The sequence below is a fragment of the Hydrogenophilus hirschii genome, assembly GCF_054656675.1.
Map to the genome: position 1 here is coordinate 1,017,536 of NZ_BAAHXQ010000001.1, position 17,333 is coordinate 1,034,868.

Below are 17,333 nucleotides of genomic sequence, written 5' to 3' on the forward strand. Positions count from 1 at the left end.
GTCATCCTTTCACGAAATAGAAGGGGTAGCGTTCACGGTACTGTGCTTCGAACGCACGAATTTCGTCGGCATGCCTGAGGGTCAGACCGATCTCATCCCACCCGTTCAGTAGACACTCCTTGCGGAATGGGTCGATCGAGAAACGCAATTGCGAACCATCCGGTTTGGTGACTGTCTGCTGCGCAAGGTCGATCTTCAAGCGATAGCCCGGGGTTGCCACGCACTCGGCAAAGAGTTGGTCGACCGTATCCGCAGGCAAGGTGATGAGCAACAGACCGTTCTTGAAACTGTTGTTATAGAAGATATCGGCAAAGCTCGGCGCAATGATCGCGCGAAAGCCGTAATCGACCAGCGCCCACGGCGCATGCTCGCGGGAACTGCCACAACCGAAATTTTCCCGCGCGAGCAGAATGGTGGCTCCGGCATACCGGGGCTGATTGAGGACGAAATCGGGATTTTTGGGCCGCTGACTGCAGTCCATCCCGGGTTCGCCACGGTCCAAATAGCGCCATTCGTCGAAGAGGTAGGGACCAAAACCGCTGCGGCGCACGGATTTCAGAAACTGCTTCGGTATGATCGCATCGGTATCGACGTTTGCGCGATCCAGCGGCGCGACGATTCCTTCATGAACGGTAAAAGGTTGCATGATTACTTAGCCTTTTGTTGAATGACCTCGCCCACTTTTTCGAGATCTTTACCCACTCCCTGCACCGTGTTGCAGCCCATCAAGAATGTCGAGACAAGCAAAAAGAGCAGAGTTGCACGCATCACAGGCTCCGAACATCGACGAAATGGCCGAAAATCGCCGCGGCAGCCGCCATCGCGGGGCTCACCAGATGGGTACGTCCGCCCGGCCCTTGACGCCCTTCGAAATTGCGGTTCGAGGTCGAGGCGCAGCGCTCACCAGGTCGTAACTGATCGGGATTCATTCCCAGACACATCGAACAGCCCGGCGCACGCCACTCGAAACCAGCTGCACGAAAGATCCGATCGAGGCCTTCGGCTTCGGCTTGGGCTTTCACCTGCCCAGACCCAGGCACGACGAGCACGCGTTTGACGTTTTCCGCTTTACCGCGGCCCAATTTCTGAACCACGCGTGCCGCTTCGCGCAGATCTTCGATGCGAGAATTGGTACACGACCCGATGAATACCTGATCGACGGAAATTTCGCTGATCTTCGTTCCGGGCGTGAGCCCCATGTATTCGAGCGCCCGTTTCGCCGCAGCGCACTTCACCGGGTCAGAAAACGATTCGGGGTCCGGAACGACGCCGTCTACCGTCGTCACCTGCTCCGGGTTGGTACCCCAGGTGACCATCGGTACCAGCGTTCTCCCATCGAGATGAATTTCCTGATCGAAATGGGCGTCGTCGTCGCTCGTAAGCGTCCGCCAATAAGCGACCGCTTGTTCCCACAACGCTCCTTTCGGCGCAAAGGGTTTGTCGGCAAAATAGTCGATGGTTTTGTCGTCCGCCGCGACCATCCCCACACGGGCACCGGCTTCGATCGCCATGTTGCAGACGGTCATCCGCCCTTCCATCGAGAGTGCAGCAACGGCAGGCCCCGCAAATTCGATCGCGTGCCCTGTTCCGCCTGCGGTACCGATCTTGCCGATGATCGCCAGAATCAGGTCCTTCGCCATGACGCCTTCCGGAAGCGCACCATCGACCCAGATGCGCATATTCTTCGATTTTTTCGCGACCAGACACTGCGTGGCCAGGACATGCTCGACTTCCGACGTGCCGATACCGTGCGCCAAGCAGGCAAACGCCCCGTGCGTCGAGGTATGGGAATCGCCACAAACCACAGTCAACCCGGGTAGGACAGCTCCAGTTTCCGGTCCGATCACATGGACGATCCCCTGTCGGGTGTCGCGATAGGGAAAATAGGCCAGTGCCCCGAACGCGCGGATATTGGCGTCGAGCGTCACCACCTGTTCACGCGAGACCGGGTCTTTGATTTCAGCCTCTTGCGGATCCGTCGGCACGTTGTGGTCAGCGGTGGCAACGACCGAATCGATTCGCCACGGTTTTCGCCCCGCCAAGCGCAGCCCTTCGAACGCCTGCGGGCTGGTCACCTCGTGAACCAGATGCCGATCGATGTAGATGAGCGCCGTTCCGTCCGGATCTTGCCGAACGAGATGGGCGTCCCAGAGTTTGTCGTAAAGCGTTTTGCCTGCCATCCCATCTTTCCTTTGTTGGATCGTGCAATTATTCCATAGGACCGTTTGCTCTGACAAATGGTGTCGCGGTGCGCACGCTCCGCCACGCGGCGACAAAACCCCCCAGCGCCGCGACGCTCGATGCGGTAAACGTCCACCCAGGGCCACCGTGTGTCCAGACAACGCCCGCCAAAGCCGAGCCGATCATCCCTCCCAAACCAAAAGAGAGGCTGCTGTAAAGGGCCTGCCCCAACGCCGGTGCCCGTGCCCCAAACCAACCGTTGACGAGTTGCACGGCGCAACCGTGGTAGAGCGCAAAGGTGACCGCGTGCATGAGCTGGGCGACCACCACCCAGACGAGCGACTCCGCCAACCAACCGATGAGCAGGAAGCGCAGCGTGGCCACGGCGAACGTTACGACAAACGGCCAGGCAACGCCCCATTGCTGGGTCAGACGGGGCAGAATCAAAAAAAGGGCGATTTCGGCAATCACCCCCAACGCCCACAAGATCCCGATCGTGACCTTGCTATAGCCGATGAGCGTAAGGTGCAACGAAAAAAAAGTGTAGAGCGCCCCGTGCGCTACCGACATCAGGCAGACCGCGCCCAAAAACCAGCGCACCGCCGGCGCGCGCCACCACCGCCAGTTTGCGCGCTGCGGCGTGGTTGACGCAGGAGGATCCGATGGTAGCGGCAGTGTCCACCCCAAGAGGGTGAGCAACACCAGGACCAGCAGAATCCAGTCACGAACCGTGGGCAACGGCATGATTTCGAGCCACACCCCCACACCCACCACGGCCACGATGAACCCCACCGACCCCCAGAGCCGGATCAATGGATAGCGCCGCACCGCCCGGCCCAGATGGGCCAACGTCAACGCTTCGACAAGCGGAAGCGCCCCACTCCAGAAAAACGCGACGATCCCAACCGCGACGAGCGCCGCTTGCACGTCGTCCGAAAAATAGAAGAGCGAAAACCCGCCGACCGCGGCAAGGGGCGCCCAGCGCACCACTTGGCGCATGCGTTCGTAACGATTTCCAGCCCAGAGCGACCAGAGCGTTGGCGCGACGATACGCGCCGCTTGCATCACGACCATCAACGCCGCGATCGCCCCGGCGCCCCACCCCACCGCGTCGAGGTAGAGCGGAAAGTAGGGAGAAAAGATACCGATGAAAGCAAAATAGAAAAACTGATAACCCGCAAGCGGCCAGAAGGGGAAACGCGCGGTACTCATCGCGCAGCAAACGGTGCGCTACGGCGCTTCAGGGGGAAGCGGAAACGGCAACTGACCCTGCGGTGCAACCCCAGGAACCGGGCGAAGGGGGGGCGTCACATCGCCACATTGCGCCCGGTGACGCAACGCCTGGTCGATCAATACCAGCGCAAGCATCGCTTCGGCGATCGGTGCCGCCCGAAGCGCGACGCACGGGTCGTGGCGGCCAGTGGTCACCACTTCGGTGGGCTCGCCTGTGATGGTGATCGATCGCTTCGCAATCCGAATACTCGAAGTGGGCTTGATCGCCAGATGGACGATGATCGGTTGCCCAGTGCTGATACCGCCGAGCATCCCCCCGGCGTGGTCGCTCACAAAACCTTCCGGCGTGATTTCGTCGCCATGTTCGCTACCGTGTTGCGCGGCAACCGCCATTCCGTCACCGATCTCGACCCCTTTGACCGCGTTGATGCCCATCATCGCGTAGGCGATTTCCGCGTCGATCTTGCCAAAGACCGGTTCCCCCCACCCCACTGGCACGTGGCTAGCGATGACCGTCACTTTGCCGCCGACCGAATCGCCCGCACGACGGACTTCATCGAGATAGGTTTCAAGTTCGGGAACGATTTCCGCGTTGGGCGCGAAAAAGGGATTGCGGTCGACCTCGTCCCACGAAACGAACGGAATCGCAATCGGCCCCATCTGCGCCAGGAACGCACGAATCACGATCCCGTAATGGGCGTGCAACCACTTCTTCGCGATCGCCCCGGCTGCAACACGCGCCGCGGTTTCGCGCGCCGAAGCGCGTCCCCCCCCTCGATAGTCGCGAATCCCGTATTTCATCAGATAGGGGTAGTCGGCATGCCCCGGACGGAACGTAGATGCGATCTTGCCGTAATCTTTCGAGCGCTGATCTTCGTTGCGAATAAGGAGCGCAATGGGCGTGCCCGTGGTCACCCCTTCGAAGACCCCCGAGAGGATCTCGACGCGGTCCGGCTCGCGCCGCTGCGTCACGAAACGGCTCGTGCCCGGTTTGCGCCGATCCAATTCCCGCTGAATTTCCGCAGCGTCGATCGCAAGCCCGGGAGGACACCCGTCGATCACGCACCCGAGCGCGGGTCCATGCGACTCGCCAAAGGTCGTCACGCGAAAAAGCTGCCCGAAGGTGTTACCACTCATCCGCCGTTCCTGAACGTCTGGAAAGGGCGATTATCGCACGCGTCAGCGGAAGAAGCGCTCTGCCTGAACAAAGACGTCGTGGTCCGCCCCATGCTGACGGACCGAACGGACGTCGACCAATTTTTCCAGCTGTTTGATGAGCTGTTCCAGCCGCTGGTCGGCAAAGACCAGGAGCCAAATGCGACTCACCGTCCCGTCAGGCAACGGCATACACAAAATCCCTTCGACGTTGAACGCCCGTCGTGCAAAGAGCCCGACGATATGGCTCATCACTCCCGGATGGTTATTTACTTCGAGCTCCAAAACCGTTTTCTCGAAACCGCTCGTCGGCAGCGGCTCTGCTACCTGTTCGATCATCGCTTGCTCCTTGTCGTTACGCCTCGATCATTTCGGTGTTCGCTGCCCCGGGAGGCACCATGGGATAGACGAACGCCTCGGCATCGATCGGACAACGGATGAAGACCGGGCCGGGTGTGGTCAGCGCCTCGGCAAGTGCTGCTTTCGGGTCCGCCACGCCATCGAGATCGAACGCGGGAACGCCAAACCCCCGCGCCACGGTGACGAAATCGACCCCATGATCATAGCGGGACGCAATCACCCGTTTGCCGTAGAAGAGGTTTTGTTGCTGATAGACAAGTCCCAAAGAGCGGTTGTCCATCAAGACGATCTTGACGTTGGCTTGCAGCTCGGCAAGGGTTGCCAACTCTTGGATGTTCATTTTGATACTGCCGTCGCCCGTAAACAGCACCACGGTCCGCTGCGGTTCGGCAAGCGCTGCGCCGATCGCAGCGGGCAAACCAAACCCCATCGTCCCCAATCCGCCCGAGGTGAGCCATTGCCGCGGTCGCCGCAACGGATAGGCCTGCGCGGCCCACATCTGGTGTTGGCCCACGTCGGTCACCACCACCGCTGAATCGTCGAGCGCTTCGGCAACTGCCGCGATGAGACCGTAGTGCTGGCGCACGTCGTCTCGCCCGGGCATCGCGAGCGGATAACGCGCCTTGAGCGCTGCGACGTGCGAAAGCCACCGCTTGCGCATCTGCGGCCGCACGCGTGGCAACAGCGCCGCAAGCGCCGCTTTCACGTCGGCATGAACCGCAAGGTACGGCGTTTTGATCTTGCCGAATTCGGCGCGGTCGATATCGACGTGAACGATCTTGGCGTTTGGAGCGAACGCGCTGGCCTTGCCAACCGCTCGGTCGTCGAGACGCGCGCCCACCACTACCAAGAGGTCGCTTTCTTGCACCGCGAAATTGGCGTAGCGCGCGCCGTGCATGCCGAGCATCCCCAATGAGAGCGGATGGTCGACCGGCATCGCGCCCAGCCCCATCAGCGTCATCACGGTGGGCATCGATGCCTGTTCGGCAAGTGCCACCGCAAGCGACGCAGCTTCGCTTGCAACAACCCCCCCGCCAAGATAGAGCACCGGTCGCTCCGCTTCGTTGATCAACGTGGCCGCCTGTTCGATCGCTTCCATGGGGATTTCTGGGCCTGGTTCGCGCGCTCCTGGATCCGGCCAGTGCTCAAAACTCACTTTCTGATTCTGGACGTCTTTCGGAACATCGACGAGTACCGGACCGGGCCGACCGCTTTGCGCCAGACGAAACGCTTGCGGAATCACCTCCAACAGTTCGGCGGCCGAGCGCACCAAAAAATTGTGCTTGGTGATCGGGATCGACATGCCATAGACGTCGACCTCCTGAAACGCGTCGGTACCCACCATCGCCAGAGGCACCTGACCGGTGATCGCGACGAGCGGAATCGAATCGAGGTGCGCATCGGCAATCGCGGTGAGCAGGTTGGTGGCGCCTGGACCGCTCGATGCGACGCACACCGCCGCTCGCCCCGTCACCCGCGCCATGCCTTGCGCGATGAAACCTGCCCCTTGCTCATGACGCGCCAGGATGTGTTCGATCGTCCCTCGTTGCGCCAATGCGTCGTAAAAGGGAAGGATCGCCCCGCCGGGAATGCCTGTGAGTTGGGTGATCCCCTGCCGTTCCAAGAGCCGCACCATCAATTCGGCCCCGGTCATCGTCTCCATTTTCGACTCCTCTAAAACAAAAACCCCTCCGGGGTCGCCGGAGGGGTTTGCTGGGTTGCTTACCGTTACTGGCTACACGCCCGCCCTCCGGCCGATTGGCTGGCTTACGACGACTACTACGACCAGAAGGAGAGAGGTGTACGACATCACGTGTTTTCTCAAACGCAAGTCTTATAAATGACTTGTCGCATTTTTAGCACATCCGTTCGCGAAATGCAACCACTCACCGCGTTGCACTCACCGCGGAACGCAACGCGAGTTCAGGTGGATAGGGATGCCAAAAGATCTGCTCCGCCAGATAGGGGTGCGGCCGGCGCAACAACAGTCCTTCCCACACCTTGATCACGGTAATGAGCGGTACCACACCCGCGATGAACTCGTCGAGCGTTTGCAGGTAAAAACGCTTCTCCTCAGAACGGAGCACCGTTTTGAAATACCCCAGAACGTGGTGAAAGACATTGCGCAAACGGCGACGCGACGAAGCGGTTGCAAAGGCTTCATTGAGGAGCTTATCGTAGAGGGCGAGTGTTTGGGACAGGTTCTCCGACGTTGCGGCAGCAACCAGCGCCCCCAGTCGGCGCAGGATCATCTCGTTCCTTGCCAACAGGATCAGCTTGTGGCGGCGGTGAAACCGTTGTAACCCCGCCACCGTGACCGGTTCCGACGTCACAAAGGTCCGCCAGCGTGCTCGGGTATAGACGCGCAGCATGAACTGCTCACGCAGCCACGCATCGTGGAGTCGCCCTTCCTCTTCGATTGGCAAGAACGGAGCGGCAGTGAGAAGCCGCGCAGTGAACCGCCCCGAGGTCACGGGGTCACGCGGACTTTGCCAGACGCCATCCTCGCGGTAGAGTTTGACACGCTCCAAACCGCACGTCGGTGACTTCGACTTCACGATCACACCGTCGGGCTGGTAGGCCAACACCGCAAGCGCCTGCCGTTCGCAGCTCGCTTCGATTGCCTCGGTGACGTCCGTGCCACTCACGGTGCCCCGAACCCGCACTTTCCCATCGACCGAAACCAGACGGATCGTCTCGCGCGGGGTTCCCAAAACGGGTGCTTCGGGACAGAAAGGAGAAAAATCGGCGTAATGACGCAAACGCTGAACAAAATCGTCCTGCGCGTGGCCACCGTTGTACCGCACTGGCTGACCGAGTAGGCAACCACTGGCGGCAAGACGCAGCCGAGGAAAGTCGGGCTTATCTCCTTTTTGTCGCGCGCGTTTGGACGCTTCGCTCGGAACCGTCATCTCCACCTCGCAACTCATTCGCGCCGCCGTTGCCACGGGCGGCGCCAACTCGCCCCCTTCTCGTCATGCCAACGCGCGAAATGGGCAAGCGCATCGGCAACGCGCGCAGGCAAACTTTGGGGACCACGAATCGGGCGACCAGTAAGTACCGCCGCGGCTTCATCGACCGAGCGCACCGGCCAAAGGTGAAAGCGGCCTGCACGCACCGCAGCGATTACCGCATCATCCAGCATCAAATGGCGGCAGTTCGCGGCAGGTAGGATCACACCGTGGCTGCCGTCGAGCCCAGCCGCTGCACAGACCGCATACCACCCTTCGATTTTTTCGTTGATCGCGCCAACGGCCTGCACCTCACCGAACTGGTTGATCGACCCGGTCACTGCGATCGATTGCTCAAGCGGCACCCCCGCAATCGCCGAGAGGAGCGCGAGCGCTTCGGCCAACGATGCTGAATCCCCTTCGACAAAGCCGTAGGACTGCTCCATCACCAGGGTTGCGGAAAGCGCAAGTGGCCGCCGGCGACCAAAACGGCCACTCAGGAACGCAGCAAGAATCATCACTCCTTTGCTGTGAATCGAACCCCCGAGTTCGCTTTCCCGCTCGATGTCGAGTACTTCGCCCTCCCCTCCCATCCGCACCGACGCAGTAATTCGGATGGGGTGGCCATACGCTTCTTCGCCGCTTTCGAACACGACCAAGCCATTGACCTGCCCGACGCGGCTTCCGCAAGTGGTAATGAGGTGGGTCCCGTTGGCGATCGCCGCAATCGTTTCACGCCACTCAGAACCGGTTCGCGCGAAACGGGCACGAACCGCCGCCTCGACATCCTGCCGCGCCACCACCTGCCGCCCTTGCGCCTGCGCCCATGCCGCAGCTTCGCGCAGCAACCCGGCGAAGCGCCCTACGGTCAATGCCAGCCGCTGCTGATCTTCCGCGGCACGCGCCGCCGCTTCGAGCGCGCGCGCGATCGCGTCGTCGCTCACCTCCGGCCCGTCGTCCCCGTCATCTGCAAGGAGTTGCCGCAACACCGCTGCGTACCGTGCTTCGTTTTCTGGGGTTCGCGGGACGGTGTGCTCCAGTTCGACCACCCAAGGAAAGAGGGTGGTAAAAGTCTCGTCGAGGTCGCGCAACGCCTCATAAATTTCTGGGGTAACGATGAGGATGACTTGTCCGGCAAAAGGGATGGGATCGGGGCGCACGAGCGGCAGCGCCCCCCAGCGGGTTTGGGCGGGGGGTGGGGCGACCTCTACCCGCTGCGTCGCCAGAGTCCGTTTGAGTGCTTGCCAGGCGTCGCTGTCGGCGAGCAACGCCGTTGCGTCGACGAGCAGAAACCCATCGGCAGCCTGGGCCAAATGCCCGGCCCGGATATGGCGATGGTCGGAGATCCGTTCATCTTCGACCACTTCGCTTTCCACCCATCCGACGAGCGTTGCATGGGAAATGTTCTCCCCCAAACAGACTGGGGCATGCGCCTGAGCCTCATGGACAACGGATGGGTTGACGAGATAGTGCGCCAGAACCGCTTCGTCGATCAGGACCTCGGTACCGTCGCGCGCCAACCAGGGCCGCGGCCCCATAACGAGTTCCGCTTCGAATGCGTCGAGGTAGGCAATCACCTCGGGAAAATCGGCAAAAGCCGCACGAAGGGGGTGCAACAGGTGACGAGCCACGGGCTCGAGCGCCTCCCGCTCAGCCGCGTCGATCGCATCAGCCAGCGCCTCGTCCCATTCCGGGAAACGAGCCAACACCGCAGCCAACCGGTCGCGCCAGCGCGCTACCCGCTTTTCCCAACGCTCTTGCTCTGCGTCGGGCAACGCGGCAAAAGCCTCCGGCGTAAAGGGTTCGCCGTGCTCATCCGTGGGAACGAGCGCCCAACCATCGTCGGTTTGGAGCAGCTTGAGGCGATCACCCGCACACCCGTCGCGAATCTCGGCAAGCGCCTGCTGCTGTCGCTCTTGGTGCCGCTTCATGAGTGCCTCGATCCGCGTCCGGTGGGGATCGGCGGTGAGCGCGCCGCGCACCAGTTCGGGCAATCGCTGCACGAGTCGTTCGACTGCTGCAGCGAATTCCCGCCCTTTACCTGCAGGCAACCGCAGCAATTGCGGACGCAACGGATCGTCGAACCGGGGAACGTAGAGAAGATCATGCGGCGGCGGTCGGAGGCGTGCTGCCCGTTCCGCGGCCCACCGCGCGATCGCGTGGCGCCCGTAACCGGGTGGTGCCATGAGCACGACGTGGCCGCGCCTGGCATCTGCCAATGCCAAAGCAAGCGTTTCCAGCGCCGCGTCCTGTCCGACGAACGGGGGGCGATGGGTCGAATCGGGTACCGGTTGCGTGTCGAGCTGGGTACGACGGTACAACGATTGCGGGTCGAGCGTGGCGATTTGGGTCATCTGTCTTGTCGGTTTGGCGTCCGTCGCGTTACGATCGCGTTATCATCACAAGAACTGCGTCGCACGATTGTAGCAACGGCGACCCTGAAACCAACGGAGAAGACCCAATGGCCGAAGCGCTCCGTTACGAGCCCCTTTCGGAAGCAGGCACGCTACTGACCCTTCCGCCACTTGCCGATTCGGGAACGGGCCCGGTTCATGACCAACGCAACCGCCCGTTGGCCGACCTGCGCATTTCGGTCACCGACCGTTGCAATTTCCGCTGCACCTACTGCATGCCCCGTGAGGCGTTCGACGGGTACCAGTTCTTACCGCGTGCCGAAATTCTGACGTTCGAGGAGATCGAACGGGTGGCGCGCGCATTCGTCGCGCTGGGGGTGCGCAAAATCCGCATCACAGGGGGAGAACCGTTGCTGCGCCGCGATCTGCCCAAACTGATCGAACGGTTGGCCCAGCTACCGGTGGAACTCACGCTCACCACCAACGGTGTGCTGTTACCGAAATTCGCCGCAGCGCTCAAAGACGCCGGCCTAGCGCGCGTCACGGTGAGCCTCGACGCCCTCAGCCAGGAAACTTTCGAAGCGATTGCCGACGTCAAAGTCCCAGTTTCGCGCGTCCTCGATGGAATCGCCGCAGCGTTGGCAGCAGGACTCGTCCCGCTCAAGGTCAATATGGTGGTCAAACGCAACGTCAATGACCACGAAATCACCACGATGGCAGAACACTTTCGCGGCACGGGGGTCATTCTGCGTTTCATCGAATTCATGGATGTCGGCGCCACGAACGGGTGGCAGATGGCGCACGTCGTGCCCGCCAAAGAGATCTTGGAACGGGTCGACGCGCGCTGGCCGATCGAGCCGCTCGAACCCAACTATTTTGGCGAAGTCGCCGAACGGTGGCGGTATCGTGACGGGGCGGGTGAAATTGGCGTGATCGCCTCGGTCACGCAACCGTTCTGCCGCGGGTGTACGCGTCTGCGTCTTTCTACAGACGGCAAGCTCTTCACCTGTCTTTTCGCCGACCGGGGGTACGACTTGCGGCTACTGGTGCGCGACGGCGCCGACGAAACGACGCTGGCGCGTGCGATCGCGGCGATCTGGAAAATTCGTGGCGACCGTTATTCGGAGCTCCGCACGCAAGCCACGGCGCCGCGCAAGCGCATCGAAATGTCCTATATTGGAGGGTGATGGCTGGGGAGCCACCCTCGTCTGCTCACCTCTTCGATCAGGGCATTGGCGGTTGCAATCAGCGCCGGCACGAAGCGATGGGCCGCGAGCAGCGCTTCAACCGCTGCCTGGGGTTCCAGAAGATACTCATGGACCATTCGGTTGCGCAATTCGCGGAGCACCAACCACTCATCGCTCGAGGCTACCCAGCCCATCCGCTCCGCAAAGTCGAGACGGTCGCGCATCGCTCGGGGGGGTTCTGCAAGTAACCTCAAGACTGCTGGCAAGAGTTTATCTCCCAGCGTATCTTGGAGCCGGGCAAAACGCAAAAGAAAGGCGTCGATCCGTTCGGTAAGCGGGCTCTCTGCGGTCAGAGCCCAAAATTCGGACAGCCACTCCAAATTGGCAAAAAGCGCGCGGTCAGAGACCTCTAGAGCAGCGACCTCACGCTGGACGATCGCAACCAGGTGGGCGAGCCGTTCCCTTTCACTTTCAGAGATCAAGGCGCACCCCTGTATTGCGGGCAATACGGTGGATCGGAAGTTTTGGCCCCGCGGGGGTTTGGATCACCACGTCGATTTTTCGCTCCCCTAAAGCGCGCTGCAGCGCCACGAGAAAACGGGCGCGTGCCAGCGCGAGATTGTCCACCGCCTCGGGGGTCTCGATGTACAAGTCGATGTCTCCGCCGCGCGCGGCATCATCGACCCGCGAGCCAAAGAGCCAAACTCGGGCATCTGGCCCAAAGTAGCAGCGGACCAGTTCAGCAATCACATTCCGCTCTTTGGGCAGAAGCCGCATCGGCCGAAACTCCGTCGCGCATCTTCCCTCAGGTCAAATGCTCGACCCGTAATTTCGTCACCGACCCCACGACGAACGGCAGTGCAGTAATACCGGCAATTGCGGCGTCTACTGCCTGTTCTTCGGTTTCATGGGTCAGGAGCACCAGTTCGGCCTGTTCGGCAATGGGTTCCTTTTGCACCAGTGCGGCGATCGACACCGACTCTTTCGCCAACACATGCGCGATTTCCGCAAGCACCCCAGGTTGATCGGCTACGTTTAGCCGCAAATAGTAACAAGAACGGCATTGTGCGATGGGTAGCGCAGCCACATCCTGCACCTGATCCGGTTGGAACGCTAGGTGCGGGACACGGTTTTCCGGATCGGCAGTATGCAGCCGCGTCACATCGACCAGATCGGCGATCACGGCGCTTGCGGTCGGTTCCGAACCGGCGCCGGCGCCGTAATAGAGGGTTTGCCCCACCGCGTCCCCTTGGACCAATACCGCGTTCATCGCGCCAGAGACACTGGCCAAGAGGTGGTCTTTCGGAATGAGCGTGGGATGGACCCGAAGTTCGAACCCCTGTTCACGCCGCTTCGCGATTCCCAACAATTTGATACGGTAGCCCAACGCTTCAGCGTGGGCGACATCACGCGCGTCGATTCTTGTGATCCCTTCGACGTAGGCTTTGTCGAATTGGATCGGCACTCCGAACGCAAGCGAAGCAAGGAGCGTTGCTTTGTGCGCGGCGTCGATGCCTTCGATGTCGAACGTGGGGTCGGCCTCGGCGTAGCCGAGCGCTTGCGCTTCTTGCAGCGCCCCGTCAAAGCTCAGGCCCCGCTGATCCATCTGCGTGAGGATGTAATTGGTGGTCCCGTTGATGATTCCCGCCACCCATTCGATGCGGTTTGCGGCTAACCCTTCGCGCAGCGCTTTGATGATCGGAATCCCACCAGCCACCGCGGCTTCGAACGCTACCATCACCCCTTTTTCCTGCGCCGCGGCGAAGATTTCCGCACCATGCACGGCCAAAAGCGCCTTGTTCGCGGTCACCACGTGCTTACCCGCGGCAATCGCTGCCAACACAAGCTCTTTCGCAACCGTGTAACCACCGATCAGCTCGACGACGATATCGATCGTTGGGTCATTGACCACCGAGAAGGCATCCTCGGTGAGGCGTACGCCATCGGCGAGCGCCTGTTCGCCCACCACCGCGCGCGCACGCTCGAGGTTACGGTCCGCCACCGCCACGATCGCGATGGGACGCCCCGCACGCCGAGCGATTTCGCCCGCGTTGCGCGTCAATACACTCCAAACCCCCCCACCTACGGTTCCAATTCCCAACAATCCGACACGTATCGCTTTCATTCCGTCCCTTCCTTTTGCGTCACAATCACTTGATGCCGCCGGCGATAGCGGTCGCAGAAACGGGCGATCCGTTCGATCGCGTCACGCAAATCGTCTTCGTGCGGCAAGAAAACCATCCGGAAATGGTCCGGATTGGGCCAGTTGAACCCGGTCCCTTGCACGACCAACACCCGCTCCTCTTCCAAAAGCTCCAAGACGAACTGCTGGTCGTCGACAATCGGATAAACCTTCGGGTCGAGCCGTGGGAACATATAGAGCGTTGCTTGCGCCTTCACCGCCGAAACCCCGGGAATCTCGTTCAACATCTGGTAGGCGATGTTGCGTTGGCGCGTCAGACGCCCGTTCGGTGCGACCAGCTCTTGAATGCTTTGGTAGCCGCCAAGCGCGGTTTGGATCGCCATCTGACCAGGCACGTTGGAACAGAGGCGCATCGACGCCAAGATATTGAGCCCTTCGATGTAATCGCGCGCGTGGCGCCGTTCACCAGAAAGGACCATCCATCCGGCGCGATAGCCACACGAGCGGTAATTTTTCGACAACCCGTTGATCGTGATGAAAAAAACATCATCGGCAAGCGACGCAATCGAGACATGCTCTCGCCCATCATAGAGCATCTTGTCGTAGATCTCGTCGGCGAACACGATGAGCTGATGTTCCCGCGCGATCTGAACGATTCCTTCCAGGATTTCGCGCGGATAGAGCGCGCCGGTAGGGTTGTTCGGGTTGATCACGACGATCGCACGAGTTCGGTCGGTCACCTTTTTGCGGATGTCGGCGAGATCCGGGTACCAATCGGACGCTTCGTCGCACAGGTAGTGGCGGGGTTTGCCGCCAGCCAGCGAAACCGCCGCGGTCCACAGGGGATAATCGGGTGCAGGGACGAGCACCTCGTCACCAGACTCCAAAAGCCCCTGCAGGCTCATCACGATCAATTCCGACGCCCCGTTGCCCAGGTACACATCCTCGACATCGACGCCTGGAACCCCTTTGGTCTGCATGTACTGCACCACCGCCTTGCGTGGCGCGAAAAGTCCTTTCGAGTCGGTGTAACCACTCGCGTCGCGAAAATTGCGAATCACATCGACCACGATCTCTTCCGGCGGTTCGAAACCGAACGGCGCCAAATTGCCGATATTGAGTTTGATGATCTTGTGCCCCTCGGACTCCATCTCCTTGGCGCGTTCGAGCACCGGTCCGCGGATGTCGTAGCAGACGTCGTCGAGTTTCGACGATTTGAGGATTGGCCGCCAGACCCGTTCCGCCTCTGCCGCCACCGGAGCTTCCCCACCCGGCGCAGCTTTCGGCGCATCGAGCCGTTGCGACGAAGACGAAAGCGGAACGTCATCAGGTTTCATTGCGGCACTCCTCTTGGCGAAAATGGGGCGAGTCGGTAATCTTAGCGAAAAAGCGGCGCAAGGAGAAGCAGCGGTGAAATTGCAACTGGAATTGACAGGCGACGTGCGTCTCATCACCGCGCACGGCGATGGCTGGATTGCGATCGACGGCGAACGGCACGAACAGAATCTCATTTTGACGCCTGACGCCGCCTATCCCGGGTGGCTCGAAACTGGCTGGTCCTCCTTCGACGCGGCAGCCGTCGAACAGCTCTTGGCCCACCAGCCGGAATTGATCCTGCTTGGGTCGGGCCCGACCCTTGTCTGGCCGCCTGCTGCGGCACTGCAACGCCTGACCCAATCCGGCATCGGATTCGAAGTGATGGCGTTGCCAGCCGCTTGCCGCACGTATAATGTCCTGGCCAGCGAAGGGCGACGTGTCGTCGCTGGACTGGTTTTGCGCTAACGAAAGGAGCACCCCATGACGCTTGAACTCAACCAACCGGCACCCGATTTCACCTTGCCGGCAACCGGAAACCAAACGATCACACTTTCGGCGCTCAAAGGAAAACCGGTCGTCCTCTATTTCTACCCCCGTGACAATACGCCTGGTTGTACCAACGAAGCGATCGCTTTTCGTGACCTTTACGACCAATTCACTGCACTGGGCGCCGTGATCCTGGGGCTATCGCGCGACTCCGTCGCCTCGCATGAAAAGTTCAAAGCCAAATTCTCTTTACCGTTCGACCTGGTGAGCGACCCTGAAGAGGTCGCGTGCCAAGCGTACGACGTGATGCGCAACAAAACGATGTACGGCAAACCGGTGCGGGGGATCGAGCGCAGTACCTTTTTGATCGACGCGGATGGAAACATCGCCGCAATCTGGCGCAAAGTCAAGGTAGATGGACACGCGGAAGCGGTCTTGGCAAAACTGCGGGAAATCGCCAAGAACGCATGATCGCAGTGCGTATCCTTCTCTATTACCCATTTTTGGAGTCGAAATGAACGAGCCCCGGAAGGCCACGCGGCGGCCACGCACCACCAAAAAACCAACCAAAAAAGCGGCGCATGACGCGGCGCGTAAACTCTTCGTACTCGACACCAACGTGCTCATGCACGACCCCACAGCCCTCTTTCGTTTCGCAGAACACGACATTTACCTGCCCCTTGCCACGCTCGAAGAACTCGATCAGCACAAGAAAGGGCTTTCCGAGGTCGCGCGCAACGTCCGGCAGGTGAGTCGGGAACTCGAAGCGATCATCGGAGAAGCCAGCCACGAAATCCGTGACGGGTATGCGCTCACGGAACCTTCCGGAGGAATGGCCACCGGTTGCCTCTATTTCCAAACGGAAGCGATCGCCTCACCGCTTCCACCGGGGTTGCCGCTTTCGCAAAACGACAACGCGATTCTGTCGCTCGTCAAAGCGCTCTCTGAACAGTTTGCCCCGCGTCCGGTGATCCTGGTTTCCAAGGATATCAACCTGCGCATCAAAGCGCGGGCGCTTGGCCTTCTGGCGCAAGACTACCGCAACGACAAACTGCTGGAGGACACCGACCTCCTCTACTCCGGCATCTACGAGCTCCCGCCGGGCTTCTGGGAAACCCGTGCACCCGACCTCAAAGCGTGGCGGGCCGACGGGTTCGATTGGTGGCAAACGAAAGCACTCACCGCTGCAGACTGTTACCCCAACGAATTCGTCGTCACCGCCGATGATCCCTCCTTCGAAGCGCGGGTGGTCCGTTTTGAGGATGGCGCGGCGGTTTTGAAGAGCGTGCGCGACTTTCGCCATGAAAAAAACGCCGTCTGGGGCATCACGGCGCGAAACCGCGAACAGAATTTCGCGCTCGATCTGCTCATGGATCCAGAAGTCGACCTCGTCACCATTTTGGGGCAAGCGGGTACCGGCAAGACGCTCCTTACCCTGGCCGCGGGTCTGGCCCAAACGCTCGACCAAAAAATCTACAGCGAAGTGATCTTCACCCGCGCCACCGTCCCCATCGGCGAAGACATCGGCTTTCTGCCCGGCACCGAAGAAGAGAAGATGGCGCCGTGGATGGGGGCACTCGAAGACAACCTCGAAGTCTTGGCCGGAAACGGCGAAGGGGGCGCATGGGGCCGTGGCGCGTCGATCGAGCTCATCCGCGCCAAAGTCAAGATCAAGAGCATCAATTTCATGCGCGGGCGTACCTTCGTGCGCAAATACTTGGTGCTCGATGAAGCGCAAAACCTCACCGCCAAACAGATGAGGACGCTCATCACCCGCGCAGGGCCCGGAACCAAAGTGATCTGTCTGGGTAACTTGGCGCAGATCGACACCCCGTACCTCACCGAAGGCAGCTCTGGCCTCACCTATCTGGTCGAACGCATGAAAGGATGGGCCCACAGCGGCCACGTCACGCTGGCGCGCGGCGAACGCTCACGCCTTGCCGAAGCCGCGGCGGAACGGCTTTGA

At 60.8% G+C, this 17,333-nt stretch carries 17 protein-coding genes; 4 read left to right on the top strand and 13 right to left on the bottom strand.

Annotated features, from left to right (window positions below):
• Nucleotide 1: 1 nt before the first annotated feature.
• The 9 genes from leuD to ACYQ4Z_RS05020 form a co-directional block, all read right to left on the bottom strand.
• Nucleotides 2–646: a 3-isopropylmalate dehydratase small subunit gene (gene leuD, locus ACYQ4Z_RS04980; RefSeq protein ID WP_219971241.1), complete on the bottom strand. Its 645-nt coding sequence runs from the start codon at nt 644–646 to the stop codon at nt 2–4.
• A 2-nt stretch (nt 647–648) separates the two neighbouring features.
• The gene (locus ACYQ4Z_RS04985) at nt 649–768 is read right to left on the bottom strand and encodes an entericidin A/B family lipoprotein (RefSeq protein ID WP_119335219.1); all 120 of its coding nucleotides are present in this window, start codon (nt 766–768) and stop codon (nt 649–651) included.
• Nucleotides 768–2,180, bottom strand: a complete 1,413-nt coding sequence (leuC, locus tag ACYQ4Z_RS04990; RefSeq protein WP_459860247.1) for a 3-isopropylmalate dehydratase large subunit — start codon at nt 2,178–2,180, stop codon at nt 768–770. The genes ACYQ4Z_RS04985 and leuC overlap by 1 nt, the downstream gene beginning before the upstream one ends.
• A 28-nt stretch (nt 2,181–2,208) precedes the next feature.
• Nucleotides 2,209–3,393, bottom strand: a complete 1,185-nt coding sequence (locus ACYQ4Z_RS04995) for an MFS transporter (protein ID WP_219971245.1) — start codon at nt 3,391–3,393, stop codon at nt 2,209–2,211.
• A gap of 18 nt (nt 3,394–3,411) precedes the next feature.
• On the bottom strand, nt 3,412–4,551 hold the full coding sequence (gene aroC / locus ACYQ4Z_RS05000) for a chorismate synthase (RefSeq protein ID WP_219971274.1): 1,140 nt from the start codon (nt 4,549–4,551) through the stop codon (nt 3,412–3,414).
• A gap of 42 nt (nt 4,552–4,593) precedes the next feature.
• Entirely contained in the window at nt 4,594–4,908 is a 315-nt protein-coding gene (gene ilvN, locus ACYQ4Z_RS05005; protein ID WP_119335223.1) for an acetolactate synthase small subunit, read from the bottom strand.
• A 16-nt stretch (nt 4,909–4,924) separates the two neighbouring features.
• Nucleotides 4,925–6,592, bottom strand: coding sequence for an acetolactate synthase large subunit (gene ilvB, locus ACYQ4Z_RS05010; RefSeq protein ID WP_219971276.1), 1,668 nt, complete (start codon nt 6,590–6,592; stop codon nt 4,925–4,927).
• Nucleotides 6,593–6,815: 223 nt separating this feature from the next.
• On the bottom strand, nt 6,816–7,841 hold the full coding sequence (locus ACYQ4Z_RS05015; protein ID WP_119336107.1) for a YbgA family protein: 1,026 nt from the start codon (nt 7,839–7,841) through the stop codon (nt 6,816–6,818).
• 14 nt (nt 7,842–7,855) lie between these two features.
• The gene (locus ACYQ4Z_RS05020) at nt 7,856–10,234 is read right to left on the bottom strand and encodes an AAA family ATPase (protein WP_459860250.1); all 2,379 of its coding nucleotides are present in this window, start codon (nt 10,232–10,234) and stop codon (nt 7,856–7,858) included.
• 107 nt (nt 10,235–10,341) lie between these two features.
• Between ACYQ4Z_RS05020 and moaA the strand changes: the two genes are divergently transcribed.
• On the top strand, nt 10,342–11,421 hold the full coding sequence (gene moaA / locus ACYQ4Z_RS05025) for a GTP 3',8-cyclase MoaA (protein ID WP_459860252.1): 1,080 nt from the start codon (nt 10,342–10,344) through the stop codon (nt 11,419–11,421).
• Here the strand turns inward: moaA and ACYQ4Z_RS05030 are convergent.
• Genes ACYQ4Z_RS05030 through ACYQ4Z_RS05045 form a run of 4 tightly spaced genes read right to left on the bottom strand, consistent with a single transcriptional unit; the run spans nt 11,406 to nt 14,901 of the window.
• Nucleotides 11,406–11,903, bottom strand: coding sequence for a hypothetical protein (locus tag ACYQ4Z_RS05030; protein ID WP_119335227.1), 498 nt, complete (start codon nt 11,901–11,903; stop codon nt 11,406–11,408). The two genes, moaA and ACYQ4Z_RS05030, sit on opposite strands and share 16 nt — an antisense overlap.
• Nucleotides 11,893–12,198 (bottom strand): nucleotidyltransferase domain-containing protein, encoded by a 306-nt coding sequence (locus tag ACYQ4Z_RS05035; RefSeq protein ID WP_219971293.1) that lies wholly within the window; start codon nt 12,196–12,198, stop codon nt 11,893–11,895. Before ACYQ4Z_RS05035 ends, ACYQ4Z_RS05030 begins: the two co-directional genes overlap by 11 nt.
• 28 nt (nt 12,199–12,226) lie before the next feature.
• Nucleotides 12,227–13,546, bottom strand: a complete 1,320-nt coding sequence (locus ACYQ4Z_RS05040; protein WP_219971304.1) for a homoserine dehydrogenase — start codon at nt 13,544–13,546, stop codon at nt 12,227–12,229.
• Nucleotides 13,543–14,901 carry a pyridoxal phosphate-dependent aminotransferase gene (locus tag ACYQ4Z_RS05045; RefSeq protein WP_219971307.1) on the bottom strand — a complete coding sequence of 453 codons (1,359 nt, stop codon included), beginning with the start codon at nt 14,899–14,901 and terminating at the stop codon, nt 13,543–13,545. The genes ACYQ4Z_RS05040 and ACYQ4Z_RS05045 overlap by 4 nt, the downstream gene beginning before the upstream one ends.
• Nucleotides 14,902–14,974: 73 nt before the next feature.
• On the opposite strand from ACYQ4Z_RS05045, the gene ACYQ4Z_RS05050 reads away from it, so the two are divergent.
• Genes ACYQ4Z_RS05050 through ACYQ4Z_RS05060 form a run of 3 tightly spaced genes read left to right on the top strand, consistent with a single transcriptional unit; the run spans nt 14,975 to nt 17,333 of the window.
• The gene (locus tag ACYQ4Z_RS05050) at nt 14,975–15,346 is read left to right on the top strand and encodes an Mth938-like domain-containing protein (RefSeq protein WP_459860255.1); all 372 of its coding nucleotides are present in this window, start codon (nt 14,975–14,977) and stop codon (nt 15,344–15,346) included.
• Between the two features lie 15 nt (nt 15,347–15,361).
• Nucleotides 15,362–15,838 (top strand): peroxiredoxin, encoded by a 477-nt coding sequence (locus ACYQ4Z_RS05055; protein WP_119335232.1) that lies wholly within the window; start codon nt 15,362–15,364, stop codon nt 15,836–15,838.
• A 43-nt stretch (nt 15,839–15,881) separates the two neighbouring features.
• Complete coding sequence (locus ACYQ4Z_RS05060; protein ID WP_219971336.1) at nt 15,882–17,333, top strand: PhoH family protein; 1,452 nt, start codon at nt 15,882–15,884, stop codon at nt 17,331–17,333.